At 41.8% G+C, this 24969-nt stretch carries 26 protein-coding genes; 12 read left to right on the top strand and 14 right to left on the bottom strand.

Annotation, left to right across the window (positions count from 1 at the left end; all coding sequences use genetic code 11):
• Positions 1 to 12: 12 nt before the first annotated feature.
• From M2369_RS06120 to M2369_RS06105, 4 genes are all read right to left on the bottom strand, one after another.
• Positions 13 to 1221 carry an ammonium transporter gene (locus M2369_RS06120; protein ID WP_173408360.1) on the bottom strand — a complete coding sequence of 403 codons (1209 nt, stop codon included), beginning with the start codon at positions 1219 to 1221 and terminating at the stop codon, positions 13 to 15.
• A gap of 193 nt (positions 1222 to 1414) precedes the next feature.
• Entirely contained in the window at positions 1415 to 2155 is a 741-nt protein-coding gene (locus M2369_RS06115) for an amino acid ABC transporter ATP-binding protein (RefSeq protein ID WP_008343342.1), read from the bottom strand.
• Between the two features lie 10 nt (positions 2156 to 2165).
• Positions 2166 to 2843 (bottom strand): amino acid ABC transporter permease, encoded by a 678-nt coding sequence (locus tag M2369_RS06110; RefSeq protein ID WP_007497584.1) that lies wholly within the window; start codon positions 2841 to 2843, stop codon positions 2166 to 2168.
• A 41-nt stretch (positions 2844 to 2884) separates the two neighbouring features.
• Entirely contained in the window at positions 2885 to 3730 is an 846-nt protein-coding gene (locus M2369_RS06105; protein WP_226650609.1) for a transporter substrate-binding domain-containing protein, read from the bottom strand.
• A gap of 218 nt (positions 3731 to 3948) precedes the next feature.
• On the opposite strand from M2369_RS06105, the gene M2369_RS06100 reads away from it, so the two are divergent.
• Positions 3949 to 5340, top strand: a complete 1392-nt coding sequence (locus M2369_RS06100; protein ID WP_035389771.1) for an MFS transporter — start codon at positions 3949 to 3951, stop codon at positions 5338 to 5340.
• 33 nt (positions 5341 to 5373) lie between these two features.
• On the opposite strand, the gene M2369_RS06095 is transcribed toward M2369_RS06100, so the two are convergent.
• The 3 genes from M2369_RS06095 to M2369_RS06085 all read right to left on the bottom strand — a co-directional run bounded on the left by M2369_RS06095 (position 5374) and on the right by M2369_RS06085 (position 7699).
• The gene (locus tag M2369_RS06095; protein WP_008343330.1) at positions 5374 to 5973 is read right to left on the bottom strand and encodes an undecaprenyl-diphosphatase; all 600 of its coding nucleotides are present in this window, start codon (positions 5971 to 5973) and stop codon (positions 5374 to 5376) included.
• Between the two features lie 109 nt (positions 5974 to 6082).
• Positions 6083 to 7270, bottom strand: a complete 1188-nt coding sequence (locus M2369_RS06090; RefSeq protein WP_007497577.1) for an MFS transporter — start codon at positions 7268 to 7270, stop codon at positions 6083 to 6085.
• Positions 7271 to 7285: 15 nt separating this feature from the next.
• A complete protein-coding gene (locus M2369_RS06085; protein ID WP_008343328.1) occupies positions 7286 to 7699 on the bottom strand; it encodes a MarR family winged helix-turn-helix transcriptional regulator in 414 nt (137 codons plus the stop codon).
• Positions 7700 to 8046: 347 nt separating this feature from the next.
• On the opposite strand from M2369_RS06085, the gene spoIIID reads away from it, so the two are divergent.
• The 4 genes from spoIIID (at position 8047) to M2369_RS06065 (ending at position 11334) form a co-directional block, all read left to right on the top strand.
• Positions 8047 to 8325, top strand: coding sequence for a sporulation transcriptional regulator SpoIIID (spoIIID, locus tag M2369_RS06080; protein WP_008343327.1), 279 nt, complete (start codon positions 8047 to 8049; stop codon positions 8323 to 8325).
• Positions 8326 to 8510: 185 nt separating this feature from the next.
• On the top strand, positions 8511 to 9512 hold the full coding sequence (mbl, locus tag M2369_RS06075) for a cell shape-determining protein Mbl (protein ID WP_012011515.1): 1002 nt from the start codon (positions 8511 to 8513) through the stop codon (positions 9510 to 9512).
• A gap of 134 nt (positions 9513 to 9646) precedes the next feature.
• Positions 9647 to 10486 (top strand): flagellar hook-basal body protein, encoded by an 840-nt coding sequence (locus M2369_RS06070; protein ID WP_017360018.1) that lies wholly within the window; start codon positions 9647 to 9649, stop codon positions 10484 to 10486.
• Positions 10487 to 10515: 29 nt separating this feature from the next.
• On the top strand, positions 10516 to 11334 hold the full coding sequence (locus tag M2369_RS06065) for a flagellar hook-basal body protein (protein ID WP_024718733.1): 819 nt from the start codon (positions 10516 to 10518) through the stop codon (positions 11332 to 11334).
• 14 nt (positions 11335 to 11348) lie between these two features.
• Here the strand turns inward: M2369_RS06065 and M2369_RS06060 are convergent, their stop codons facing one another.
• Complete coding sequence (locus M2369_RS06060; RefSeq protein ID WP_113766902.1) at positions 11349 to 12404, bottom strand: tetratricopeptide repeat protein; 1056 nt, start codon at positions 12402 to 12404, stop codon at positions 11349 to 11351.
• Between the two features lie 219 nt (positions 12405 to 12623).
• Here M2369_RS06060 and fabZ point away from each other — a divergent pair, with 219 nt between their 5' ends.
• Together fabZ and mscL are read left to right on the top strand one after the other, a co-directional pair.
• On the top strand, positions 12624 to 13058 hold the full coding sequence (gene fabZ / locus M2369_RS06055) for a 3-hydroxyacyl-ACP dehydratase FabZ (RefSeq protein ID WP_024718731.1): 435 nt from the start codon (positions 12624 to 12626) through the stop codon (positions 13056 to 13058).
• A 126-nt stretch (positions 13059 to 13184) separates the two neighbouring features.
• Entirely contained in the window at positions 13185 to 13580 is a 396-nt protein-coding gene (gene mscL, locus M2369_RS06050) for a large conductance mechanosensitive channel protein MscL (protein WP_007497563.1), read from the top strand.
• A 223-nt stretch (positions 13581 to 13803) separates the two neighbouring features.
• On the opposite strand, the gene M2369_RS06045 is transcribed toward mscL, so the two are convergent.
• Entirely contained in the window at positions 13804 to 14214 is a 411-nt protein-coding gene (locus M2369_RS06045; RefSeq protein WP_003215215.1) for a YwpF-like family protein, read from the bottom strand.
• Positions 14215 to 14331: 117 nt separating this feature from the next.
• On the opposite strand from M2369_RS06045, the gene M2369_RS06040 reads away from it, so the two are divergent.
• From M2369_RS06040 to ytvA, 3 genes are all read left to right on the top strand, one after another.
• Positions 14332 to 14688 (top strand): hypothetical protein, encoded by a 357-nt coding sequence (locus tag M2369_RS06040; RefSeq protein WP_008343305.1) that lies wholly within the window; start codon positions 14332 to 14334, stop codon positions 14686 to 14688.
• Positions 14689 to 15079: 391 nt separating this feature from the next.
• A complete protein-coding gene (locus M2369_RS06035; protein WP_216635359.1) occupies positions 15080 to 15940 on the top strand; it encodes a Cof-type HAD-IIB family hydrolase in 861 nt (286 codons plus the stop codon).
• 153 nt (positions 15941 to 16093) lie between these two features.
• Positions 16094 to 16882: a YtvA family blue-light photoreceptor gene (gene ytvA, locus M2369_RS06030; RefSeq protein WP_024718727.1), complete on the top strand. Its 789-nt coding sequence runs from the start codon at positions 16094 to 16096 to the stop codon at positions 16880 to 16882.
• Between the two features lie 72 nt (positions 16883 to 16954).
• Here the strand turns inward: ytvA and M2369_RS06025 are convergent, their stop codons facing one another.
• On the bottom strand, positions 16955 to 19732 hold the full coding sequence (locus tag M2369_RS06025) for a DEAD/DEAH box helicase (protein WP_017360014.1): 2778 nt from the start codon (positions 19730 to 19732) through the stop codon (positions 16955 to 16957).
• The gene (locus M2369_RS06020; protein ID WP_212359719.1) at positions 19719 to 21326 is read right to left on the bottom strand and encodes an SWIM zinc finger family protein; all 1608 of its coding nucleotides are present in this window, start codon (positions 21324 to 21326) and stop codon (positions 19719 to 19721) included. Before M2369_RS06020 ends, M2369_RS06025 begins: the two co-directional genes overlap by 14 nt.
• A 186-nt stretch (positions 21327 to 21512) precedes the next feature.
• On the opposite strand from M2369_RS06020, the gene M2369_RS06015 reads away from it, so the two are divergent.
• Complete coding sequence (locus M2369_RS06015; protein WP_003214884.1) at positions 21513 to 21656, top strand: YwzD family small protein; 144 nt, start codon at positions 21513 to 21515, stop codon at positions 21654 to 21656.
• 114 nt (positions 21657 to 21770) lie between these two features.
• A complete protein-coding gene (locus M2369_RS06010; protein WP_045033946.1) occupies positions 21771 to 23090 on the top strand; it encodes a UDP-glucose dehydrogenase family protein in 1320 nt (439 codons plus the stop codon).
• Positions 23091 to 23130: 40 nt separating this feature from the next.
• Here the strand turns inward: M2369_RS06010 and chrA are convergent, their stop codons facing one another.
• Genes chrA through chrS form a run of 3 tightly spaced genes read right to left on the bottom strand, consistent with a single transcriptional unit; the run spans position 23131 to position 24738 of the window.
• A complete protein-coding gene (gene chrA / locus M2369_RS06005) occupies positions 23131 to 23664 on the bottom strand; it encodes a chromate efflux transporter ChrA (RefSeq protein WP_024718723.1) in 534 nt (177 codons plus the stop codon).
• Entirely contained in the window at positions 23664 to 24224 is a 561-nt protein-coding gene (gene chrB / locus M2369_RS06000) for a chromate efflux transporter ChrB (RefSeq protein ID WP_056408440.1), read from the bottom strand. The genes chrA and chrB overlap by 1 nt, the downstream gene beginning before the upstream one ends.
• Before the next feature lie 37 nt (positions 24225 to 24261).
• The gene (gene chrS / locus M2369_RS05995; protein WP_017360010.1) at positions 24262 to 24738 is read right to left on the bottom strand and encodes a chromate efflux transcriptional regulator ChrS; all 477 of its coding nucleotides are present in this window, start codon (positions 24736 to 24738) and stop codon (positions 24262 to 24264) included.
• Between the last annotated feature and the right edge of the window lie 231 nt (positions 24739 to 24969).

Genomic DNA, 24969 nt, shown 5'->3' with positions numbered 1-24969 from the left:
ACCCCTTTTTCTTTAATCTTGATATGCTTTTTCGCCGTGCATCGTTAAATCAAGACCGACTGATTCTTCTTCTACAGTTGCGCGAATCTTGAAGAAGATGTTGACGACTTTGATGATCACGTATGTGACAACTGCAACAAAGACGTATGTGGCCACGATGGCGACAACTTGTTTCCAAAGTAAGCTTGGATCGCCGTAAAATAAGCCGTTGGCTCCGCCATCATTGACAGATGTAGTGGCGAAAAGGCCTGTAGCAATGCCTCCCCACGTACCGCCGATTCCGTGCAGACCGAATGCATCCAGTGCATCATCATAGCCGAACTTGGCTTTAAGTGAATAGACGCCCCAGAAACAAACGATTCCGCCGATGATTCCGATGATAATCGAAGCAAATGGTGTGACAAAACCTGCGGCAGGTGTAATCGCTACTAGGCCTGCAATGGCTCCAGAGATTGCACCTAGCATCGTTGGTTTTTTGTTGATCATCCATTCGACTAACAGCCAGCCGATGATTCCTGCAGCAGCTGCTGTATTGGTGTTAATAAAGGCATACATGGCGACACTATCTAATGTGAGGGCACTTCCTACGTTAAACCCAAACCAGCCAAACCAAATCACAGCTCCGCCAAGAAGTGTGTAGATCAAGTTATGCGGAGAAGAACTTGCCGCTTCTTTTCGCTTCCCGAGAACAATGGCTACGACTAGACCAGCCACACCGGATGAAATGTGGACGACGTTTCCACCGGCGAAGTCAAGTGCTCCCATTTCGCCAATCCAGCCGCCACCCCATACCCAGTGAGCGACTGGAGCGTATACAAATGTGACCCAAAGGAGTGTAAACACGACCACCGCTGAGTAACGAATACGTTCAGCGAAGGCACCAGAGATAATGGCTGTTGTGAGGACAGCAAAGGTCATTTGGAACATCATGAACAATGAATGTGGAATCGTATCACTATATGAACCAGGTTCAAAGCCAACGCCTTTTAGTCCAACCCAGTCAAAGCCTCCGATCCATGCATTGCCTGGCGCAAAGGCCAGTGAATAGCCAAATACGATCCAGACGATAGAGACAATGGCTAGTGAGGTTAAGCTGTGCATTGTCGTACTTAACACGTTTTTACTTCTCACAAGTCCTCCGTAGAATAAGGCTAAACCCGGTGTCATTAACCACACGAGTAGTGTGCAGAAGAACATAAATACTGTATCACCCATTTGCATGCTGCATTCCCCCGAATCATTCAGAATTAATAGATTTCTTAATTCTTCATTATAGAGAGAAAAGTCATATATAACATATTCATGTAAGTTTATCTAACATGGTTTTTTGGTCATTATCAATATAAATGGATGAAAAGTTCGTAAAAAATGAGAATAAACGTGTATGAACGACGAAAAATAAAGGGCGTTTGACCTATAAAATCGAACTGAGAAACAATTTGGTTCGCTCCTCTTGAGGAGAATCAAATAATTCTGATGGGGTACCTTGTTCGACAATTCGTCCTTCATGCATATAAACAACTCGGTCAGCTACTTCTTTTGCGAAGCCCATTTCATGAGTGACGATGACCATTGTCATGCCTTCTTTGGCAAGACTTTTCATGGTTTGCAGCACTTCTCCTACAAGCTCTGGGTCCAGCGCAGAAGTGGGCTCGTCAAATAACATGACATCGGGCTTCATGGCGAGAGCTCGTGCGATGGCAACGCGCTGTTTTTGACCGCCTGATAGCTTTGAAGGGTACACTTTTGCTTTATCCGCTAGTCCGACTTTCTCTAATAAGACATTGGCTTCAGTTATCGCTTGTGCTTTCTTTGTTTTTTTCACCATAACCGGTGCTTCGATAATGTTTTCAAGCACGGTTTTGTGCGGGAAAAGATTAAAATGCTGAAACACCATGCCTATTTTCTGCCTCATTTCGTTTAATTGATCTCGTTTTGGATGAACGGGACTGCCATCAATGATGATCTGACCGTCATTTTTTATTTCTAAAAAATTCATACAACGGAGTAAGGTGCTTTTCCCAGAGCCGCTTGCACCAATTAAGACGACGACATCATTTTCATATACAGTGAGGTCGATATCTTTTAAGACATGCAGTTCTCCAAAGTATTTATTCAGTTTTTCAACACGAATGATCTCTTTTGATTCTGTCATGCTTCTCCTCCTAATGATCACTGACTGATAGTTTCTTCTCAACGGTTTGCACAGCGAATGTTAACAGCAGGACAAGAACTAAGTAATAGACAGCCACGACAAGTAAGTACGTCATGTTGTCAAAACTGTTGGAGCCTTGAGTGGTGGCTATGTTAAAGAGTTCATTGACGCTGATGAAGGCAGCAAGTGATGAATCTTTTAAGCCGATGATAAACTGATTGCCGAGAGGGGGGAGGGCGCGCCGCATCGCTTGCGGGAGAATGATACGTCTCATGGTTAGAAATCGCCCCATGCCAAGAGAACGTCCTGCTTCTTTTTGACCTTGATCGATTGATTGAATCGCCCCTCTGAATATTTCTGCTATATAGGCACCGTTATGGAAGGCAAGCGCAATAGAGGCTGCCCAAAAGTCGGGTATATTTAATTCTGTCAGCCCAAAATACAGGATAAAAATCTGCACAATGAGTGGTGTCCCGCGTACAAGGAAGATATAGGCATTTGCGATATAACCGAAAACGGCCACGCGGGATATTTTTAGTAAGGCAAAGAAAAGCCCGATGAACATGCCGATGAAAATACTGATGACAGTGAGTTGTAAGGTGAGCAGCATTCCTTCTAAGAAAACGCCTCTAGAATCAATCAGCGTTTGAAAAAAATGTGATAAGGTAGGCAAAACAATCATCTCCATTTGAAGAAAGTGCGCCTAGAGAAAGGCGCACAATCGTGGTTTTAATCCTGTTTGACGGTAATATCTTCGTCAAAATACTTTTCGCTAATTTGTCTTAATGTTCCGTCTTTTTTGAGTGCATCAATCGCATCGTTGATTTCTTTTATGAGCTCTTTATTGTCTTTAGAGACAGCAATTGCTTGCTCACTTTGCCCGAGTCTTTCTTGTGCTTCAATTTTTAGTTTTTTCTTCATGGCTTCTGCCCCTGTGGCAAAATCAGTGACGACCGCATCGTGTTTGCCATTGGCTAGTGCTTCTAAAGCGACAACATCACTGTCGTAATATTTCGGTTCCTGACCGCTATGTTCTTTGGCAATATCCGCATAAGACGAACCTTTAGAGACAGCGATTTCTTTGTTTTTTAAGTCATCTGCACTGTGAATGTCTGCGCCGGGTCTTGTGAAGATTTGCGGACCTGAGTAGTAATACGGTTGAGAAAAAAGGACGTGTTTTTTTCGTTCCTCGTTGATGGTATGACTTGCAATGGCGGCATCAAATTTACCTGCTTTGACGCCTTCGACGATGCCTGCGAATTTATATTTTTTCTGTACAGGCTCTAGGCCCATCTTGTCGCTAATCGCATTGCCGACATCAATATCAAAGCCGGACATCTGGTTTCCATCCATGTAACTGAATGGGTGGAATTCACCTGATGCTGCAAAAATAAATTTCCCATCCTCCAAAATCGGCGACCCTTTCGCTGTAGAATTACGTTTATCTCCGTTCCCATTTGTTTCATTTGAACCACACGAAGACAGAAGTAATACTGCAACCGAGAAAAGGGCTGGGACCCAAAACCGTCTTTTTTTAATAATAAGCTTCTCCTCCTTTTCAGCCGTTCTCCGTATAAGGAGAAAGTAGGCTTTTCAATATGTGTAGCATCTTACCATTTGTTCCTCATATTCTCAATTTTATATGCGCTTTTCCAACACTTGCCCTTTTTAAAATGTATGTCTTGCTTTTCGGAGAGAGAACTTGAATTGATCAGGGTAAAAAAGGGAAATGAATCTCATAATAACGAGGAGATAGACAAAGAACGTGTATGTCAAAAGAAGGGGGCGGGTGTATGATCAAATGGAAAAACAACCGAAAAGTCTTTTTAACGGCGATTGCTTTTGGAACGATGTTAAATCCATTGAATTCCTCAATGATTTCTTTAGCCTTGCATCAAATTCAGCATGAGTTCGGTTTGTCGTTTACGACGGTATCTTGGCTCATTTCAACCTTTTATTTGGCCAGTGCGGTCACGCAGCCGGTGAGTGGACGAATTGGAGATCATGTGATGAGCCGGAGAACCTTATTTTTATTTGGACTAGTTCTAGTGGCAGTCTCAGCCATTTGTGCGCCGTTTGCCCCGACTTTTGCGGTGCTGATTGTGATCCGGCTTCTACAGGCGATTGGAAGCAGTGCGATCTATCCTTCAGGTGTTGGACTGATTCGGGATCATGTGAAGGAACGACAAGCTTCTGCTTTAGCGGTATTGTCCATCTTTGCTTCAGCGATGACAGCACTCGGGCCGACGCTTGGCGGGTTTTTGATGACGATCGGCAGCTGGCCGGCGATCTTTTTAGTGAATCTGCCATTCATATTGATCAGTTTTTTTCTAGGCCTTTCCTTGTTTCCTAAGGAGAAGAAGAAAAAATTGCGTATCGGAGACACTGTCCGAAAGCTTGATTTGCCAGGGATGTTTCTATTTACAGTTTGTATTGTCCTTTTGCTTTCTTTTTTATTATCACTATCTGATGGTATTCAGTATGTACAGGGCATTCTCTGTCTTGTGAGTGCGGGTGCTTTTATATGGTGGGAATATCAGGTGGATGAGCCATTTATCCAAATTCGGATGTTCAGGCAGGAGAAACGGCTTTCGCTTGTGTATGTGCAATTTATCATTTTGAATATTTTCTTCTATTGTCTCTTTTTTGGCTTGCCAAGTTATTTTCAGGATGAATTGGGCTGGCGTGTGGAGATGACAGGTCTCTTTATGCTTTGCATGTCTGGCGTGAGCATAATGGTATCGCCGCTGACTGGCAAGTGGGTAGATCGCGGCGATGAACGGCATCCTGTTTTGGCAAGTGCTGTGCTGATGCTGGCCGGTGCTTCCGCAATGACTTTCTTTTTTATACCTGCGCCATTCTGGGGGAAAGGACTGGTTCTTGCTTTGCTTGGACTCAGTTACGGGATTGGAAATGTTGCGCTTCAAGCTGCGATGTTAAAAGCGAGCCCTCAACAAATGATTGGCACGACCTCTGGGCTTTTTCAAACATGCAGGTACCTTGGTTCTATTCTGTCATCTGCCGTGCTTGGCATGCTGTTTGGTGAGGAAATTGCAGGTTCTCATTTTGAACAATTAGGCTGGACATTAATCATGATTTCCCTTGTTGGCATTAGCGTCAGCCTTTATTTTTCGAGTATGGTCAGAGGAAAACAAACAATGAAAAAAGCGGCTGGGATAAAGTAGAAGAGAGGTCTTCCATACTTTATCGCAAGCCGCTTAAGAGTTGGACAGGTCTGACCCTTGGTCCTTTTGCTTCCTTCTGAAAATTTTGCCCACAATGTTCTCGTAAAATGTCACGATACGGTCAATTGGAGAGTCAAAGAACTTCCATAATTTATTCATGATAAAGACAACCACAATCGATACGATCAAGCTGCCTAATACATCAAATGGATAATGATGACCGACCCAGATGCGGGAGAACCCTGTCAGTAATCCAAAAACAAGCAAAATATTGCCGAGTTTTTTATTACGGGATCGAATGGCTAGTGAAAGAGCCAGTGCACCTGTTGTGTGGTCACTTGGGAAGGAAGCGTCTGCTGAGTGCGGGATGAGTGTGTCGACTTTGTGCGCCACAAACGGCCGCTCTTCATAATAAAACAGCGTAATGGCAAAATTGACGATGAGTGCCACGATGCCTGTTACACCAGAAAAGAAGACATGCTTCTTAAATTTGTGATTACCTAAAAACCAGCAAATCAATAAGACGAGGGCATATACGAGAATGGCCTTTTTCGTAATGAAAATCATGGCCTGATCTAAAAACTCAGAATGATGAGCCATCCCGTGTATGACTTTAAACAATTCGTAATTCAAAACATCACCTATACTTTCGCTTAACGCCAACTATTTTTCAAAAGACCTATCTGTTCATTTGAAATATCCTATATTTTAGCATGTTTTCAGTGAAGTTTAAAACAGTATCCTATTCTGATAGGGAAACCTTTTGTGCTTTTGCTTCTTGCGGTTTTCGTTCGCTCCAATAAAAAACGCCCATGCTGAGTAACACAACAACGCCAGCAATGAGATATACATTTGAAAAATCTGTGAAGCTGACAAGCAGTCCGAAGACAAATGATCCAGCGGCAATCCCCGTATCATATAGGGTAAAGAAAGTTGCTGTGGCGTAGCCTGTACGGTGTGCTGGTGAGTGCTGTATCGCAAGTGTTTGTAGACATGGCACCAAAGAGCCGTAGCCAAGACCGATGACAGCGCCGGATAAAAGAAGCATGGTGGCTGTTTGGGTAGCGGTCAGCATCCATAAACCAATCGCAAAGAGAGCAATCGATGGATAGATCACAATATGAGGCCCGACTCGGTCAAACAGTCTGCCTGTAAATGGACGTGATCCAAGCATCGCAGCTGCAAATACAATGAAGAAATAACTGCTTGCACCCATTAGGTTCAGGGAATTGGCATAGACTGAAATAAATGAAATGATCGGCGAGTAACAGAAGGAGATAATGATTCCAACTGCTGCCGTTTTTAAAGCACCTTTTTCAAACAGGTGAGAAAAAGTGAATCGAAAGATGACACTTCCGCCGTTTTCAGGCTCTGGCTGTCTAATCAGCATCGTGAAAGCTGCACCGATAGAGACGATGATCGAAAAGAGAAGAAATAAAGAATGGAATCCTACTTTTCCGACTTGATTCAGTGCGATAAACGGACCGATAACCACAGCGAGGTTCATTGACATCACAAAGTATCCAAGACCCTCTCCTCGTTTATGTTTCGGAATCATATCAGCTGCAATGGCACTTGCTACGGTTGTCAAAATGCTGAAGAAGATTCCTTGCACGAAACGCAGCATGAGAAGTGTTTGGAATTGATCAATTGGAATGTATAAATAAGTGAGCAGGGCAAAAGCTGTTGAAGAAAAAATCGCCATGCGTTTCTTGCCGAATTTCTCAATAATGGCCCCTGAAAATGGTCTTGTCACAATTGCTGATAATAAGAAGACCGTCACAAGGAGGCCGCCCTGTGATTCTGTTCCATTTAATTCATCCATTGTGTAAATGGGGAGTAGTGTCAAAAGGGCATAAAAAGAGGTGAATGTAAATAAATTCACCAGGACAATCATGATAAAGTCTTTTGTCCAAATGCGTTCGTTCATGGTGTATGTCACTTCCTATTCAGTTGATAATTTGTGTAAAAGTGTATGGAGGAGTTGTTTTTCTTCGTAGGTAAAATCTGAAAGACATTCTTCTTCAAATTGTTCCATCGTCTGTTTGATTTTTTGAAACTTTGCTTTTGCATCGTCTGTCATGACGATGAGATTCTCACGTTTGTCTTTTCCTTGGACTCGTTTCACCCAACCGTTTGCTTCTAGACGCGTCACGGTTCTGGTAATCGTCGGTGCTTCGACGTTCAAATAGGTCCAAATGTCTTTTTGCGTTTTAGGACCGAATGTATCCAAACAAAAAAGTACAGTCCACTGGGACATGTACAAGTCATAAGCAGCAAGCGCTTCGTTCGCTTTTTTAGACAGCAGCCGCGCGCTTTGATGTATTTGATGTAAACACTCTCTGTTTAACGTATCCATAGGCTCACCTTTATTCGTTATTTATCTAGGTAAATAAATTCACCTTTCCTATTTTACGTGTTACACCGATGCTTGTAAAGTGAAAATTTTCGCCACTCGAAATGATTTTTTGTTTTGTCTTTTCTGATAAATCCCTTGTCCCATCTTCATTTTTAGCATATTCCCTTTGCAATGCTAATACACTGTTACAAACCTGACAAAGAGAGTGTTTGAGGTGAGGGATCGTGTTTGGCATTTACTACCTAATGGATGAGAAATTAAGACGAACAAGCGCCGCTGAAAATGGATAATATTGATACGGATCTCATTTCACACTTCTCACATCCATTTTAGGGAGGTCGAGTGGTGTGCACGATTACATCAAAGAGCGAACAATCAAGATAGGAAAGTATATCGTGGAGACAAAGAAAACCGTTCGTGTAATTGCGAAAGAATTTGGAGTCTCTAAAAGTACTGTACACAAGGATCTAACAGAAAGACTGCCAGAAATTAATCCAGATCTGGCTAACGAAGTGAAGGAGATACTGGATTATCATAAATCAATCCGCCACCTGCGAGGGGGAGAAGCCACAAAGTTAAAGTATAAAAAAGAAGAAATTTTAGAAGGTGAGCCTGTAAAACAGTAAGCTTTAGTTCTTTGTTCATAAACATGATATATATATCTTCCTCTTATCGGTAGTTTCTAACCACAAATTTTGTAAAGACTTTTGTAAAGAAATATCTTTTTTTCTGCAAATTATGATAGAATATATAATTAGGGCAGAATGTGGTATTTGCTATGGAAACAGATTTTCAAGGAGGATATATATAGATGTTTGCTAGGGATATTGGAATTGATCTTGGTACTGCAAATGTACTGATTCATGTCAAAGGAAAAGGAATTGTGTTAAATGAACCATCTGTTGTCGCTCTTGATAAAAACAGCGGGAAAGTATTAGCTGTTGGAGAAGAAGCGAGACGTATGGTTGGACGTACGCCTGGGAATATTGTTGCGATTCGTCCATTAAAAGATGGCGTAATTGCTGATTTTGAAGTAACTGAAGCGATGCTCAAGCATTTTATTAACTCATTAAATGTGAAAGGGCTATTCTCTAAGCCGCGTATGCTCATCTGCTGCCCAACAAACATTACATCTGTTGAGCAGAAGGCGATCAAAGAAGCTGCTGAAAAAAGCGGCGGGAAGCATGTATTTCTTGAAGAAGAGCCAAAAGTAGCAGCTATTGGTGCTGGTATGGATATTTTTCAGCCAAGTGGAAACATGGTCGTAGATATTGGAGGCGGAACGACAGATATCGCTGTCATCTCAATGGGTGACATTGTAACCGCCTCTTCTATTAAAATGGCTGGAGACAAATTTGACTTGGAAATTCTAAACTACATTAAAAAAGAGTACAAGCTGTTGATCGGTGAGCGAACTGCAGAGGACATTAAGATCCAAGTTGCAACGGTATTCCCAGACGCACGTCACGAAGAGATCTCGATTCGTGGACGAGACATGGTGACAGGATTACCAAGAACGATTACCGTCACAAGCAAAGAAGTAGAAGAAGCATTACGTGAATCTGTATCTGCCATTGTTCAGGCTGCGAAACAAGTTCTCGAAAGAACACCACCTGAATTATCAGCTGATATCATTGACCGCGGCGTCATCATTACTGGTGGCGGAGCGCTTCTAAACGGGCTTGATCAATTGCTTGCAGAAGAGCTGAAAGTACCAGTTTTCGTTGCAGAAAATCCAATGGATTGTGTAGCAGTTGGTACTGGCGTGATGCTTGATAATATGGACAAGCTGCCAAAGCGTAAACTCAGCTAATGATTTCCCTCATTCTTTTTAGAAAGAATGGGGGATTTTTATTAAAGAAGCCTGCCAATATGCCGATATATTTCATAGAAGATTGTGTACTGATGATTTTAGGTCATGTGAAAGAATTTGAATGAGGTGAGCACGTGTTAAAAGGACTATACACCGCAACATCTGCCATGATCGCTCAAGAGCGGCGGACAGAAATGCTTTCAAATAATATCGCAAATGCGAATACTCCAGGCTATAAAGCAGATGAAGGGGCCATGCGCGCATTTCCAGAAATGCTGCTAAGCCGAATGGAATCAGGACGTTTCCAAACATCTTCAGGCAAAGGCTTTAGTATCCCACAGCAAACGGCGATTGGCGGAATTAATACGGGAACATACATGCAGGAATTGATTCCTCAATTTACACAAGGAACATTAAAAACAACGGATCAAACAACGGATATCGCATTAGTAGAAAATAATGTACCCATCAACCCGGAGACAAATCAAAAGTCAGCGCTTTTTTATGCTGTGAATACACCAGAAGGCGTTCGTTATACGAAAAGCAGTTCCATTACATTGAATGATCAAAATCAGTTGACGATTAATGGACGTGCCCTTCTTTCTGTGACGGGTCAGCCGATTACCGTTCAAAGTGAGAATTTCAAAGTGAACGCAGATGGAACCGTGAGTGAAAACGGACAAAACCTTGGACAAATTGATGTACGTGTTGCAATGGATACAAGAAACCTTGCGCGTGAAGGAAATGATTTATACCGTACAGCTGATAACCAGCCTCTTCCAAGTGCGGTCAATAACGGTCAAATGTCCTATACATTAAGCCAAGGTGTATCAGAGCTCTCGAACGTTGATGTGACGAAATCATATACAGAAATGACAACAGCCTACCGCGCATTTGAAACAAACCAAAAAGTGGTTCAGGCATATGATAAAAGTTTAGAAAAAGCAGTGAACGAAATCGGAAGAGTGTATTAATGAAAAAATGAAGAGAGAGGAGGATTCTCATGCTTAGAACGATGATCAATGCAGCTGTGTCAATGAACGAGGTGCAAAAGCAGCTTGATATCATTAGTAATAACATCGCAAACAGTGAAACAACAGGGTATCGCGCAAAAAACACCCGTTTTTCAGAGCTGATCAGACAACAGTTTAATCAAGTAGATGAAAAAAATGAGCAGGTGGCAAACAGTCGTCTGACACCTGCTGGTTTAAGGCTTGGAACTGGAACGATGGTCAATGCATCCATTAACTCATTGCAAGGGTCTATTAAAGAAACAGGCCGTGACCTTGATGTTGCATTTGGTGCGCCATCTCAGTATTTGCAGGTCAATGCTGGCGGTAACATCCGGTATACAAGAGATGGCTCTCTTTATTTACAGCCAGGAAATAATCCGAATCAAGTCCAGCTGGTGACAAGCGAAGGCCATCCGATTCTTGACGAAAACGGGAATGAGATTGTCTTAAATGCGAATTTCCGTGATATTTCTATCGATAAAAATGGCCGGCTTACAGCTATTTCTCGAGGTAATCAACCGAATCAGCAGGTGAATCTTGGGGTTGTTCAAGTGAATAATTCTTCAGCACTCATCTCTGAAGGAGAAAATTTGTTCTCAGTCGACGGCAACTATCAAGGCGCTTTAACGGCACTGAATGGGGCAAACCGTCAGGCCATTCAACTTCAGCAAGGTGCACTTGAAACGTCGAATGTGGACATGTCTAAAGAATTAACAGACCTCATGACAACACAGCGTTCGTATCAGATGAACTCAAGAACCATTACGATGGGCGATCAAATGCTAGGACTCATTAATACCATTCGATAATGAGCAGGCGGATGTCAGCCTCTCATGATAAAAAAGGCGGCTCGCTCAAAGTCGCCCTTTTTTTTATAAAAATCTGAGACATCTGCAAGCAGATCTTCAAGATCAATCCAGGCTTCTTTTCGTTCAAGACATGTGACGAGTGTAGCAATCTGTTCATCTGCCTTGGGCGCTTGGCTGTAGAGAAGGAATAAAATTTGGAACTTGATTCTTAATAGATCAAATTGGGCATCAACGGCTTCTTTTAGCCCTTTTTGAATATACTTCATTCCTTCATCAGTTAAATTCTCTTTAAAGCAGGAACGCACAGTTTCATAGAGACACGATACATAGGAGTGGGCAGATTTCCGGTATGCTGGGAGCCGAAGCGCTTTTTTAAAGTATTCTAGTGCTTCCTTATGACGATTCTGTCTCGACTTGATAAAACCAGCGTCATAATACACGATACCAAGCAGTTCTTGGTCATCAATCATTTTCACGTATTCGATAATTTCAATCAAAATAGCTTCTGCTTCTTCATATTTTTTTTGATCACTAAAGTTAAGGGCGAGCACAATTTTGCACCGATAAATGCTGTGGATATCCCCGTGCTTTGCAAAGATATCCATGGCTTTTTCAACATGTCGAATGGATAACAGTGAATAGCGGTTGTTATAATAAACACCACTTGTACGGAAATGAAACTCCGCTTCCTCTAGCTCATCGTCTAGCAGGGGCAGTTTTTCTTCTGCTTTTTCTAGATAATGAATGGCATCATTTTGATCGCTCTTTAAAGATTCGTATAAACCGAGAAAAAAGTAAAAATAATATTGCAGTTGATCATTCATTTGATCTTTGTGGAGCATGAGTTCATGCTTCAGTTTTTCTAAGTCTTCTGTTTGGTTCATCCAGAGCTGGTGCCGAAAAAGCATAAGCTGATAATGTAAATGAAGCTCCTGTTTCTTTGACAATCTACGTTTATATTTGGTTAAGGACGTTTTGATCTCTTCAGCCTTCGAAAAATGTCGATGTTTTAGCATTGTATACCACGAATGGAGAAGTTTTTTAATGGATTTATCGCTTATAAAATTCATTTTTACCCTCTTATTCAATCAATGATGTAATATATATTACCATATTTGTGAAAAAACGATGAGTGTAGAGTGGATTATATTTCATGACAATAGGTAATGGTAGATTCTATTTTTTACCATAAATGTTGGCTGAACATTGAAAAATGACTGCATTCATAATATACTTCAATAGGAATCAAATGAAGATTAGCGATATAGAAAAGAAGGAGAGATCAAGACATGCTTGATGCTCAGCAAATTCAAGACATTATTCCACACCGTTATCCATTTTTATTGGTTGACCGTATTTTAGAAGTTGATGGTGAGAAAAGAGCGGTTGGAATCAAAAATGTCACAGTAAATGAAGAATTTTTTAATGGCCATTTCCCAGGATACCCCGTCATGCCGGGTGTGCTTATTGTAGAAGCGCTTGCTCAAGTTTTTGGGGTCATCATGTTAGGTAAAGAAGAGAACAAAGGGAAAATTGGTTTGTTTGCAGGGATTGACAGCTGCCGATTCAAAAGACAGGTCAAGCCAGGCGATCAGCTACGTTTAGAGGTTGAAATCACACGTCTTCGCGGTCCAGTTGCCAAAGGAAAAGCAGTTGCAACAGTAGATGGCGAAGTGGCATGTGAAGCAGAACTGACATTTTCTATCGGTCCGAAAGTATCGTAATGTGTCTGACGGTTCATCTTGTATGAACCGTTTTTTATATGGAAACATTCATCCAGAGCGGATGAGGACTTGCTTTTTTGACAAAAAAACGTCATATTAGACAAAAAAAGATGAAGGTGATAAAGAATGCTGAAAGAATTTAGAGAGTTTGCCGTCAAGGGGAATGTGATTGACCTTGCTGTCGGTGTCATCATCGGGGGAGCATTTGGCAAAATTGTCACTTCTCTTGTGAATGATTTAATTATGCCGCTTGTTGGTATTATTGTTGGGGGGCATGATTTTAGTGGATTGTCTATTAAAATCGGTTCTGCTCAAATTTTGTATGGAAGTTTCATTCAAACAGTGGTCGACTTCTTGATTATCTCCTTTTCCATTTTTATCTTTATTCGTTATTTAAATAAATTAAAACGGAAAAAGGTAGAGGAAGAGGAAGTGGTTGAAACGCCAGATCAAACGGAAGTGTTGTTAACCGAAATTAGAGATTTATTGAAAAATCAAAGCCAATCGAAAGATGTGCAATAGAAAAAGAGCGGCTCATCCCGCTCTCAGCGTGTAGACAAACCCTCGCATTCTTTGTCAGGGCTGTGCTCCGGTGCTCACGAATATTAAATTCGCTCTGCTCCGGTGCTCGCCCTTCCTAGACTTCAAAGGTTTTCTATCACGCTGAAAAGGAAGACAAAGGGCTAAAATAAAGTTCATTTTAGCCCTTTGTCAACCATCTAAGAGCGGCTCATCCCGCTCTTTTTTATGTGTTCTGTTTAAAAGCATCCAGCAGTTTTTCTCCTGATAGCCCCTCTTTGACGAGGTCTTTTAATACTTCTTCGGTTTCTGTTCTGTAACGATTTGTGATCATTTTACCGTCGAGTAATACAGATATGTTTTCTTCTAAGGCAACGATGTTTTTGACTTGGACCGATAGATGAACAGGGCGGTTGTTTTCTTTTGTAATCGTCACGAGAATCTTTACTTCTGTATGCTGCTGGAAGAGCACCTCAAACACTTGTCTATGCTTCTTTGGAATCAGTGCCTCGATCATCCAGTGATTTTCGCCATCTTCTTTATTAATGATTAAGCCGTCACGAAGGGGAATGCTGGACATTTTATCTTGCTTTGGATCAAGTTCGATTTTTAAATCAATCAGCCTAAAGGTTTTCATATTTATCACCTCACAAGCGTTCATTATTCGTAAGTATCATTATAGCATACAACATCTGTATAAATGAAACCGCTGCCTACTCAGAACTAGCTGCATATAAGTGAAAGGAGATGTTTTATGGAGTCCTATCAACTTCGAAACATACATATTGGTGAGGAAAAGGAAAGCAATGTGAGGGTCTATACATGGGGAGACATTCTCTCATTTTGTGACGTGTATATGGAAGAAGGGGAGTCCCTCACTTTTCAATATGTGACAGACGATCAAATGGACTGTTTTGAATTTCAATTGTCAATTCATGATGGAAGGCTTTGTTTTTATTGGTTTGCGTGGGACGGGTCTGACTATATTCACATGCCTTCTAGTAATTGGATTCATTCAGATGTTTTTTATCAATTTATGAAAAATAAGTATTTCGTCAAACAAAATAAGATGATGTTTTATACGCAAGCGGTAAAAAGTAAAAATGATTGAGGAAATTAAGAATTTGAAGAACGATTTTGTCATTTTCGTTTTTTGTCTCTTGTGCTATTTCTCAGTAGACTAGGGTTAGCTGAAAGGAAAGGAGGCAAAAGGCAAAGGTCTAGCATCTCGTGGCCCCCCTCTAGCTATAGCTGATAGACTTTGCCTTGTACACATATTCACTGCGTAATAGTAGAACCAAGGTTTCTTTGTATCAGTCATGTGTCCCCTGTGAATCCCCTTATGCGTATCCGGTCATGTAGCGTGACCGGGTACTCTTATATTCATTGATAAGCCGATCATCCCTTGCAAATAGTGGATACTCATTTCATAATGATGATGGATTTGATAAACGGAAGGTCAACTGAAAATGCAGGCAAAAAAGGAGAGACCGATGACAAACATTCAATTAATCGCAACGGATTTAGACGGAACTTTATTGAACAGTGAGCACAAAGTGAGTCAGGAAAACGAGCAGGCGTTAAAGGAAGCAGCGGCGAGTGGGATTGAGGTTGTCGTTTCAACAGGAAGAGCGTATTTTGATGTGAAATCTATTTTTGATCAGCTTGGGATGAATACGTGGGTCATCAGTGCAAATGGAGCTGTGATTCATGATCCAGAAGGTCAGGTATATCATTCGGCTGTTCTAGAAGAAGAAAAAGCAAAACACATCTTATCATGGCTAGAGGAGCGTGATTATTACTATGAAGTGTTTACGAATGAAGCCATTTACACACCAAACCGCGGCAGGGAGCTTCTGGCGATAGAAATGGACCGCTTAAAGAGTGCAAATCCAGAAACGGATCAGCGTGTTCTTGAGCAAGCGGCTGAAGTTCAATACAGCCAGTCAGGTTTTGCTTATATTGATACATATCAAGAATTGTTTCGTGAGGATCAGAAGCTTTCGTTTTATAACATCTTAGGTTTCTCATTTTTTCAAGACAGATTGAAAGCCGGATGGGATGCGTTTGGACATGATTCTGAATTAACATTGGTTAGTTCGGCTGATCATAACTTTGAAATTGGAGCAAAGGAGGCGTCGAAAGGGCAGGCGTTAACCAGGCTGGCAGAAAAGCTCGGTATTCCATTGAGCCGAACAGCGGCTGTAGGAGACAGTTTAAATGATGAATCGATGATTCGGGCAGCTGGGGTTGGAATTGCAATGGGGAATGCGAGAAAGGATATAAAAGAATTAGCTGATCACGTCACGTTAACAAATGATGAACATGGTGTGGCACATATGATTCAACATCTTTTGAAATAATTGAATCGTATGTATTTGTATAAATGACATAGGATGAAGCGCATTCTACAAAAGAGGAATTCAGAACTACTTCTATTTACACCCGCTATGGAACATCATATAATTTAATTATGAATATAACCCGCTTGTAAGGAAGTTAAGGAGAGTAAACGAATGGCGCTGGAATCTTATAAGTCCGACAATCTGCATTTAATCAAGGAAGCCTTAGACTATACTCAGGTTGGCCTGACGGTGACGGACCCGTCTTTACCTGATAATCCTTTAATATATGTGAACAAGGGCTTTTTAGATATGACAGGCTATCAAGAAACCGAAGTAATAGGAAAGAACTGTCGTTTCCTTCAAGGAGATGAAACTGAACAGATTGCTCTCAAACAAATTAGGACAGCCATTGAAAACAAAGAGGCTGTCACTGTACAGTTGAAAAACTATAAAAAATCTGGTCAAATGTTTTGGAACGAGTTAAGTGTGGCGCCTCTATGGATTGATGAAAATGAAGGGAAACGCCTTTATTTCGTTGGTCTGCAAAAGGATGTTACGAAAGAGATGGAACAGCAAGAGCTTCTTGAGCAATCCATTGATGAAGTATTGAATATTTCTGTCCCGATTGTTCCGGTGAAGGATGGTATTTCTGTCCTGCCGATCATTGGTACGTTAACAGCGCCAAGGTTTGATAAAATCATCTCAACAGTCTCCACTTATATCTCTCAATCCAAAGACGATTACTTTATTGTGGATCTGTCTGGTCTATTAGAAGTGGATTCATTTGTGGCGGATGCGATCTTTAAGCTGAACGATTTGATTTTAATGACTGGCACAGAACTGATCGTGACAGGTATTAAACCAAATCTTGCGATGAAAATGGGAGAAATGAGAGAGGACTTCCGTGAGTTGAATACGTATATGAATGTGAAATCTGCATTGAAAAAGCTGCAAATTTAAGCATTCCTTTAGATGAGATTAAAAAAAGAGGACTTTTCATCAAGTTTGAGAAAAGTCCTCTTTTTGCTGTCATTAAGATGATTGAGCGGCTGCACTTAACGTGAATAAATCTTCTAGTTCATTCGTTGACAGCTCTGTAATCCAGCTTTCACTTTGGATAATTTGATCATTTAACGTTTGTTTTGTTTCGAGCATTTGATCAATTTTTTCCTCTATCGTGCCGGTTGTGATCATCTTATGGACGTGAACAAACCGCTTTTGCCCGATGCGGTAAGCACGGTCTGTTGCTTGGTTTTCTACAGCAGGATTCCACCATCTATCGTAGTGAATGACATGATTGGCGGCGGTTAAGTTTAGTCCGGTTCCTCCTGCTTTTAAAGAAAGAATTAAGATGTTGAACTCTTTTTTCTGGAAACGTTCCACCATTTTGTCCCGATCATGTTTTGATAAGCTCCCATTTAAAAATTGAACTGGTTCTCCAAACATCTTTTCGGCGAGCTGTTTGATCATGTTGCCCATTTCAATATACTGCGTAAAAATGAGACAGCTTTCTCCTTGTTCGTGTATGGCTTTTAACAGCTCTGCTAATTTATCCATTTTTAATGAACGCTTCAACAATTTCACATCTGTTCCGCTCTCTTTTAAATAAAGAGCAGGGTGATCGCAAATTTGTTTGAGTCTGCCAAGCATACTTAAAATGATGGCTTTCCGCTGCATCCCTGTTAATGAGGCCATATGTTCAAATGTATCTTTGACCAGCTGTTCATATAAAGATGCCTGCTCTGCAGATAGCGGGATGAATTCTTTTTCTTCTAGTTTCTCTGGCAGATTGAGTGCAACTTCTTCATCTTGTTTTGTTCGTCTTAATAAGAATGGCTTGATCAGCTGCTGTAGCTGTTGGATTCTTTTTTCTTCACGGTCTTTTTCAATCGGAAGGACGAACTTTTTATGAAAACTGGTCAGGCTGCCGAGATATCCTTTGTTCACGAAGTCGAAAATAGACCAAAGCTCTGTCAAGCGGTTCTCCATCGGTGTCCCGCTGAGGGCAATGTGGTGCTGTCCTTTTAATTGCCTAATGGCTCTCGATTGTTTCGTATGGGCATTTTTAATGTTCTGGGCTTCATCTAAGCAAATGGTATTCCATTTGGCTGCTGTTAATTCATCACGGTCAGAATGTGAGAGACCATACGAAGTGAGGACGATATCTGTTGATTCGTACGCTTTTGTAAAGTTCTCACCTTGTGGACGTGACGGTCCATAATGCAGAGCGACATTCAAATGTGGTGCGAATGTTTCAAGCTCTCTTTGCCAGTTCCCTAATACGGAAGTCGGTGCAATGATGAGAGATGGAGCGGCGTCTTGTTGATGCTCCTTCAAATAGGTGAAATAAGCGATCATTTGAATCGTTTTTCCAAGTCCCATATCATCTGCTAAACAAGCCCCGAATCCATGAGACCTTAAGAACAGAAGCCAGTTGACACCGTGTTGCTGATACGGGCGCAGTGTGCCCTTAAAGGACTCACTCATCTCATAGGATGGCAGCTCTTGTGTATCATTTAACTGATGAACAAGTCCTCGTAGTTGAGACGAAAGTTCAAATTGAATATGGGCAAAGGCCGAACTGTCTAGCAGCTCAGGAATCGACTCAGAGGAGGCCTCTTGGTCTGCGAGTTCACGTGATAAAATATCCGACATATGAAGTCCTTCGTTCTCAGCGCGCTCCATCCATTTCTTCATTTGCTGGATAAAGGTCGGATCGATTTTAATCCATTGTCCACGAATGTTGACAAGACGACGTTTACTTTGAACAAGCTCGTTGAACTCATCTTCTGTCAGCTCAATACCGTTTGTGGCAAAGCGCCAATTAAAGTCCATAAGGGCATCCATTCCAACGTGCGATTCGCCTCGTGGTGTGGAGGAAATCCGTGCTTTTAGCATCATGGTGCTTTCTTTGACGATCTGCCACCATGATGGGAGCAGGATCTCAATCCCCATGTTCACAAGTGTTTCACTCGCTTCAGATAGGAAGAGCCACGCTTCTTCTTCTGACATGAGGGTGGTACCAGATGTAAATGAGAGCCAAGGGACAATCTGACCGAACCGCTCCAGCTCTCTGGTGATTTTTTCTTGAAACGGACGCCATGATTTTTTTAAAGAACGGATGCCTTCAAAGAAATGCAGATCACTGTTTTTCTTATCACGCAAAAACAATTCAATTTTCCAATCATCCCCGTCGAAATCAGGCTCATTTAAACGCAAGCCGACAGTGAAAGGCGTCTCATCATCAATCCAGCCGATCGTTTCCAAGAAATCCTGTTCATCTAAAAAATGTCCCTGGAAGGAGGAAAGAGCAGGCGATTGTGCAGTCATTCGGTTCCATTTGTGCTGCAAGGCATCATCATATTGAATGTAATCCTGTACGGCAAAGGAGAACCAATCAGCTGTGTAGCCATCTAATAGGCCTTCTTTGTCTTTAAAGCGAAGCATGCCTTTTGTCCATGCCTCGAAATCTGGGACAAAATCTTCATCCTCGATGAATTCGTAAATGGTTGAGGCTGTTTTCATAAGCGGCTCTGTTTCATCCGTTAACGTCACATGGCTGAAAGTATTGAATGAATTTTTCCCTAGCAATTCAACGGTCATCCAAGGACTTAACAGGAAGGCAGGTGTGCCAATAAAGCTCACATCTTCTAAGAATGTTCCGTAAAAAGATGATTCGTGCCATTGGAAAAGCTGCCTCTTCATTTCATTTAGCGGTACAGGCTGTCCGTCCTCTGCTTGCGCTGAAATGGTGAAAGAGAAATCTTCGGTTTGTTCTGCATGAATGACAATTTGTTTATGGCGTGTCATCAATTAATTTTCCTTTCTTCATTTCCTCTTGGAACGCACGCAGCCGTTTTGTTGAATCTTGCAGCTGCTGTACATATCTTTCCCACACCGCGTTTTTTTTCGTTTTATGATAAAGCGTACGCAGTTTTTTGAGCATTTTCACAGATTCCCGGTAAGCACTTCGATTCTTTTGATCGAGAAGCAGTGAGATTTCCCGGTGGTATGAAGGAATGAGTGCTTCAGGCTCTTCCTTTGCAATCTGTTTGATCAGTTCTTTCTCCAATTCACTGATGGAGAAACCAACGAGGCTGTGTATTTCAATCCATTCTGCATAGCGTTCTTGTGCATATAAGAGCTGACTATATTCAGTAAATGCATAAGGCATACAGATTTGGAGATAGCGTTCATACAAGAAATGATCTTTCGTCTGTTTAAAGTACGCGTCTAAATAAAAGAAGAAATCGCTGACGGCTCCACGCAGTTCTCTATAAGATAGGTCAAGCTGGCAATATTCTTCTAATACATATGTGATCTCTTGATACCAAAGTTTGAGACGCTTCCAGTCCTTGCGATTTGTGAGATCCTTTAGCCAATTGAGCACATTCGGCAGCATATCTGCATTGAGCAATTTTAATTGCTGGAAGAGTCTTTCGTCTTCTTTTAGCAAATAATCCATATGCATGAGCCCAATGGTTCGCTCAACCGTTTGTTCCTGCTGTTGGGCGCTCTTGAGTAATTCTGTTTCTTTTTTGACCCATTTCCCTCTATTTAATATAGTTCCCCAAATCTCCATAAAGACCGCAACTCGTTCATGCTGGAAAGGTCCGCTGATTTGAAGAAGTGTCCGAACGGCAGTTGGTGTGTTTTCAAGAAAAGGATCGAGGGAAAAGGAAAGGGCGTATGTCCTCAAATGATCCACTGAATCAAAAATGGTGTTCATGAGCTGTTCTACATATGGATTCATCGAATAAAAGTCTTTTTCGGCATCAAGACGGCCGAGATCGATTAGCTCATGGAGCCTTAACCACACATCGATGGACGTATGAATCGCATACAAACTCTTGAATTCAGGTGAAGTGGGTGCGTGTTTTTTCAGGATCGATAAATAGCCGTAATACAAATGCTGTGGCGTTTGCTGGTGCTTCGGTGTCCGTTTCAGCCAGAGGTGAAATTCCTCCTGGAAAAAATTCAGCCAGCTCTGAAGTGATTGTTCATCTGGGCGTTTCACTTGGAAGTGCTGACGAATGAGTTCTTTGCTGCGCTGTAATTCATCCTTCTCTGACCAATTTTCTGTAAAGCCGGTCACACTCTCTACTTGAGCGTATAGCGAAAAGAAGACAGCGAGGATGTGTTTACATAGTCCATCAGCTGGACATGAACAGCTGCTTCTCACTGGAAACAGCACATGAAGGTGGACTCTTGCTGCCACGACATCATGTACATAAGCTGACCATTCGGTATCAGACTCTTGCTTGAGCCGATATACGCTGTCCTGTCTATAAGTAATCAATGCTTTTTTGATGAGTTGCTTGTTTTCATCTGTTGAAGGAAGAAGTTCTTTGATCTGTTCGGCTGTTTGTTTGATTTCTTCTTCGTTGATGTTGTGCTGAAGCATTTGACCCGCTCCTAACCAAGTAAAAGATTCCAATTCTTTTATTATAGCTCAATGATGATTTATAAAAAAGTTTTTCATGAAAATGGTCATAAATTTCAAAAGCTGTCGAATGATGTATTAGAGTATTGCATAAACCAACCATACAGCATATAATAATGAAATTAGTGGAATCGAAAGGATACAGACATGGATAATAAGGGTTTAAATCAAGAAGAGTTTTTAAAGATTTTGATGTACGCTCATGATATTGGTGAAAATTCCAATGATGTCACAACAAAAGAAATGCTTGAAAATCTGATTGCTCATATTCGAAATGGCCTTGTTTCATAAAAGTAGCCCCCTGCTCTCTCAGCAGGGGGTTTTTGTATGCTTTTATGAATGGATCGAAAATCCCCGGCATACGATGACATTACAAGCATAAGGAGTATGGGGAGCTGATGTGTCATGAAGGTTGCGATTGCAGGCTGTGGATATGTAGGGCTTGTCACAGGGGTGTGTTTAGCAGAGGCAGGACATGATGTGACATGTATGGATATTGACCGGCGGAAGGTCATGCAGCTGAAGCAAGGGAATCCTCCGATGTACGAGCCGGGATTAAAAGAACTGCTCAAACGGAATATGGAGCAAGGACGCATTCGTTTTCACATCAATGGAGCGTCAGCCTATTCGCAGGCTGACGTGTTAATGATTGCTGTCGGTACCCCGCAGCAGGCAGACGGTCAAGCAGATTTGCAGTATGTCTTTCAAGCGGCAAAGGAGATGGGCTTACAAGCAAAGCCAGGCGCAGTGCTTGTCGTAAAAAGTACAGTGCCTGTCGGAACGGGCGATCAAATTGATCATTTGATTCATCACGTATTAGGTCGTAAGGAGCCATTATCTATCGCATCGAATCCAGAATTTTTACGAGAAGGGTCTGCCATCTCAGATACGCTGCGAGCGGATCGGCTGGTGATTGGAGCTGAAACAAAGAACGGATTAGATCAGCTAGAGTCTATGTATGCGGATTTCCACATTCCATTCGTGAGAACAGATCGGAAAAGCGCAGAGATGATCAAATACGCATCAAATGCATTTCTTGCCACAAAAATCAGCTTTATGAATGAAATTGCTTCGATTTGTGGAAAAACAGGAGCTGATGTTGAGAGAGTTGCAGAAGGGATGGGACTCGATCAGCGGATTGGTGCTTCGTTTCTTAGGGCAGGCATTGGTTACGGAGGTTCCTGTTTTCCGAAGGATACTAATGCCCTTGTCCAAATTGCAGGGCATGTGTCCCATGATTTTGAGCTATTGAAGGCTGTCATCAAAGTCAACAATGAGCAGCGAGCAAGTTTTATTCGAAGTGTGAAGGAGCGGATGGGAGAAAACTTGGAAGGGAAGAGAATGGCTCTTCTTGGCCTTTCCTTTAAGCCCAATACAGATGATATGAGAGAGGCGCCGTCAATCCCAATCGCTCATCAGCTCCATCAATTAGGAGCGGAGATCGTAGCCTATGATCCTGCTGCCGCTCGCAATGCAGCTCAAGAACTGCCTGATCAAGTCCTTTTTGCTCAAACGATTGAAGAGGCGATCAAGGATGCTGATGCTGTCTGTATATTAACTGAGTGGGCGGATATTCAGTCCTTTCCACTTTCAGCTTATAAAGATTTCATGAGGCAGCCGATCATTTTTGATGGTCGGAATTGTCATACGCTTGAAGCGGCAGAAGTAGCTGGTGTCGAGTATCATTCTATTGGGCGCAGGTCTGTCTCTCCTATTTATATGTAATGAGAAAAACCGATAACTTCACGTGTTATCGGTTTTTGCGTTAATGCGGAAGAATGAATCCGCCATATAAAAATGCAGCCACAATCAGAAAGGCAGGGTGCAATTTGAATTTGGTCATAAAGAAAAATGAAATGGCGGCAATGGCAAGTGATTGTATCCAGCCAATGGCTTTCACGGCATCTCCGCCAATTTCCCATGTTAATAAAAGCATCATCATGGCAATGACAGGCTGCACAGATAAGGTCATGCCTTTGACGACAGAAGATTGGCGAAAACGGTCAATGAGTTTTAGCAGTAAAATCAATCCAATCGCAGACGGCAGGACCGTCGCAAGCAGTGCAACGATAAAGCCTGGCCATCCCATGACATCATAGCCTACATAAGCCGCAATTTTCGTAGCGATTGGACCTGGAAGTGCGTTGGCTAATGCGAGCATATTGGAGAACCCTTCGTTTGTCATCCAATGAAAATGATTGACGATTTCTTCATAATTGAGCGGAATGGAGGCAGGTCCTCCGCCATATCCTAACAGATTGGATAAGAAGAATGCCCAGAATAAAAAGAGAATCAGCATCACGAAGACACTCCTTTCTCTTTATTTGTTCGAGTCCAGCGATCTTTCAGTTTGAAATGAAAGGCACCATAACATAAAAAGATGATGACAATGATGCCTGGATGAATCGAGAGTACTTGAAGACCGACAAATGCCAAAAGGAATAGGACGATTCCGAAGATCATGCCGAAGCCCTTCAACGCTTTTTGTCCAAATTCATATGCCATCATTCCTAACAGAACGGCAATCACTGGTGTCACAGCACCGATCATATTTTGAATGATGACTGAAGAGCTTAAGACGCTGACAAGTGTAACAAGTGCCACCATAGCGAGACATGTCGGTAAAATATGTGCAGCTGTTGCAACAAAGGCACCAGATACACCTTTTAACCGATAGCCGAGGTATGCCGACATTTTCGTAGCAATCGGTCCGGGCAATGCGTTGGCGATGGCGAGTGTTTCTCCAAATTCGTCATCATTGATCCATTTGTATTTGACGACCGCTTCATGGCGAATGAGCGGGATCACAGAAGGTCCTCCGCCAAATCCCAGAATACCGGTTCGCACCATGGCGATCATGAGTTCAAGATATGATTGCAAGTGGTTCAACTCCTATCTACAATTTCATGCCCATTCGGCTTTTGTATCGTTTAATGAGCATTTGACAGTCAACACTGACGACGCCTTCAAGCGGGTACAGCTTCTTTGTCAGGAACGTCTCCATTTCCTGTTCATTTTGAAAAATGCCATGCATATGCAGCTTGCTTGGTCCTGTCATATGATAAAGGCTTGTGACGGCTGTTTCCTGCTCAAGCTGAAGGGCGACTGTTTCTAAACATTTCGGCTCAACCTCTACGTTAAAAAAGACAGAGACATGAATGCCGATCTTTGCTGGATTAATGACAGCGGTGAATCGTTCAATGACACCTGCTTCAATGAGCTGTTGAATACGGGCTTGTACAGCAACACGGGAAAGGCCGACTTGTTTCCCTAAATCTGTATAGGACATACGCCCGTCCTCGTGTAATAAGGAAAGAATTTGTTTATCTCTTTCATCTAATGTTAAGTTTGGAATGCGATATTCATGTGCCATCGTATAACCACCTTTCTTCTGTTGATATTCTATCATATTTTATTACGAATAGAATGTTTGATTTTTAATTGAGTAACGAAATGAAATAATAAAAGAAAATAACATATCTTTTTGCATAAAAAAACACCCCGACATCGGGACTGACCCCATAAGATGAGACAAATAAAAAACACCTTCAAGTTTGAAAACGGATCGTTGTGATCCGAAATAAAACATGGAGGTGTTTTTTCT

The sequence above is a fragment of the Bacillus sp. JUb11 genome, from assembly GCF_024807925.1.
GTDB classification, from domain to species: domain Bacteria; phylum Bacillota; class Bacilli; order Bacillales; family Bacillaceae; genus Bacillus; species Bacillus altitudinis.
The sequence above is the reverse complement of the archived record's forward strand: the minus strand, read 5'-3'. Positions and strand labels throughout refer to the sequence as shown.

Bases quoted from the DNA above. Each gene is read 5' to 3' on its own strand.
- chrB (WP_056408440.1), bottom strand. From the start codon at position 24,224: ATGATCGCCATGGTGCGAACCGGTATTCTGGGATTTGGCGGAGGACCT.
- mbl (WP_012011515.1), top strand. From the start codon at position 8,511: ATGTTTGCTAGGGATATTGGAATTGATCTTGGTACTGCAAATGTACTG.
- M2369_RS06115 (WP_008343342.1), bottom strand. From the start codon at position 2,155: ATGACAGAATCAAAAGAGATCATTCGTGTTGAAAAACTGAATAAATAC.
- fabZ (WP_024718731.1), top strand. From the start codon at position 12,624: ATGCTTGATGCTCAGCAAATTCAAGACATTATTCCACACCGTTATCCA.
- M2369_RS06065 (WP_024718733.1), top strand. From the start codon at position 10,516: ATGCTTAGAACGATGATCAATGCAGCTGTGTCAATGAACGAGGTGCAA.
- M2369_RS06010 (WP_045033946.1), top strand. From the start codon at position 21,771: ATGAAGGTTGCGATTGCAGGCTGTGGATATGTAGGGCTTGTCACAGGG.
- chrS (WP_017360010.1), bottom strand. From the start codon at position 24,738: ATGGCACATGAATATCGCATTCCAAACTTAACATTAGATGAAAGAGAT.
- M2369_RS06025 (WP_017360014.1), bottom strand. From the start codon at position 19,732: ATGACACGCCATAAACAAATTGTCATTCATGCAGAACAAACCGAAGAT.
- ytvA (WP_024718727.1), top strand. From the start codon at position 16,094: ATGGCGCTGGAATCTTATAAGTCCGACAATCTGCATTTAATCAAGGAA.
- M2369_RS06100 (WP_035389771.1), top strand. From the start codon at position 3,949: ATGATCAAATGGAAAAACAACCGAAAAGTCTTTTTAACGGCGATTGCT.
- M2369_RS06040 (WP_008343305.1), top strand. From the start codon at position 14,332: ATGGAGTCCTATCAACTTCGAAACATACATATTGGTGAGGAAAAGGAA.
- M2369_RS06015 (WP_003214884.1), top strand. From the start codon at position 21,513: ATGGATAATAAGGGTTTAAATCAAGAAGAGTTTTTAAAGATTTTGATG.
- chrA (WP_024718723.1), bottom strand. From the start codon at position 23,664: ATGCTGATTCTCTTTTTATTCTGGGCATTCTTCTTATCCAATCTGTTA.
- M2369_RS06045 (WP_003215215.1), bottom strand. From the start codon at position 14,214: ATGAAAACCTTTAGGCTGATTGATTTAAAAATCGAACTTGATCCAAAG.
- M2369_RS06110 (WP_007497584.1), bottom strand. From the start codon at position 2,843: ATGGAGATGATTGTTTTGCCTACCTTATCACATTTTTTTCAAACGCTG.
- M2369_RS06020 (WP_212359719.1), bottom strand. From the start codon at position 21,326: ATGCTTCAGCACAACATCAACGAAGAAGAAATCAAACAAACAGCCGAA.
- M2369_RS06060 (WP_113766902.1), bottom strand. From the start codon at position 12,404: ATGAATTTTATAAGCGATAAATCCATTAAAAAACTTCTCCATTCGTGG.
- M2369_RS06120 (WP_173408360.1), bottom strand. From the start codon at position 1,221: ATGCAAATGGGTGATACAGTATTTATGTTCTTCTGCACACTACTCGTG.
- M2369_RS06090 (WP_007497577.1), bottom strand. From the start codon at position 7,270: ATGAACGAACGCATTTGGACAAAAGACTTTATCATGATTGTCCTGGTG.
- M2369_RS06085 (WP_008343328.1), bottom strand. From the start codon at position 7,699: ATGGATACGTTAAACAGAGAGTGTTTACATCAAATACATCAAAGCGCG.
- mscL (WP_007497563.1), top strand. From the start codon at position 13,185: ATGCTGAAAGAATTTAGAGAGTTTGCCGTCAAGGGGAATGTGATTGAC.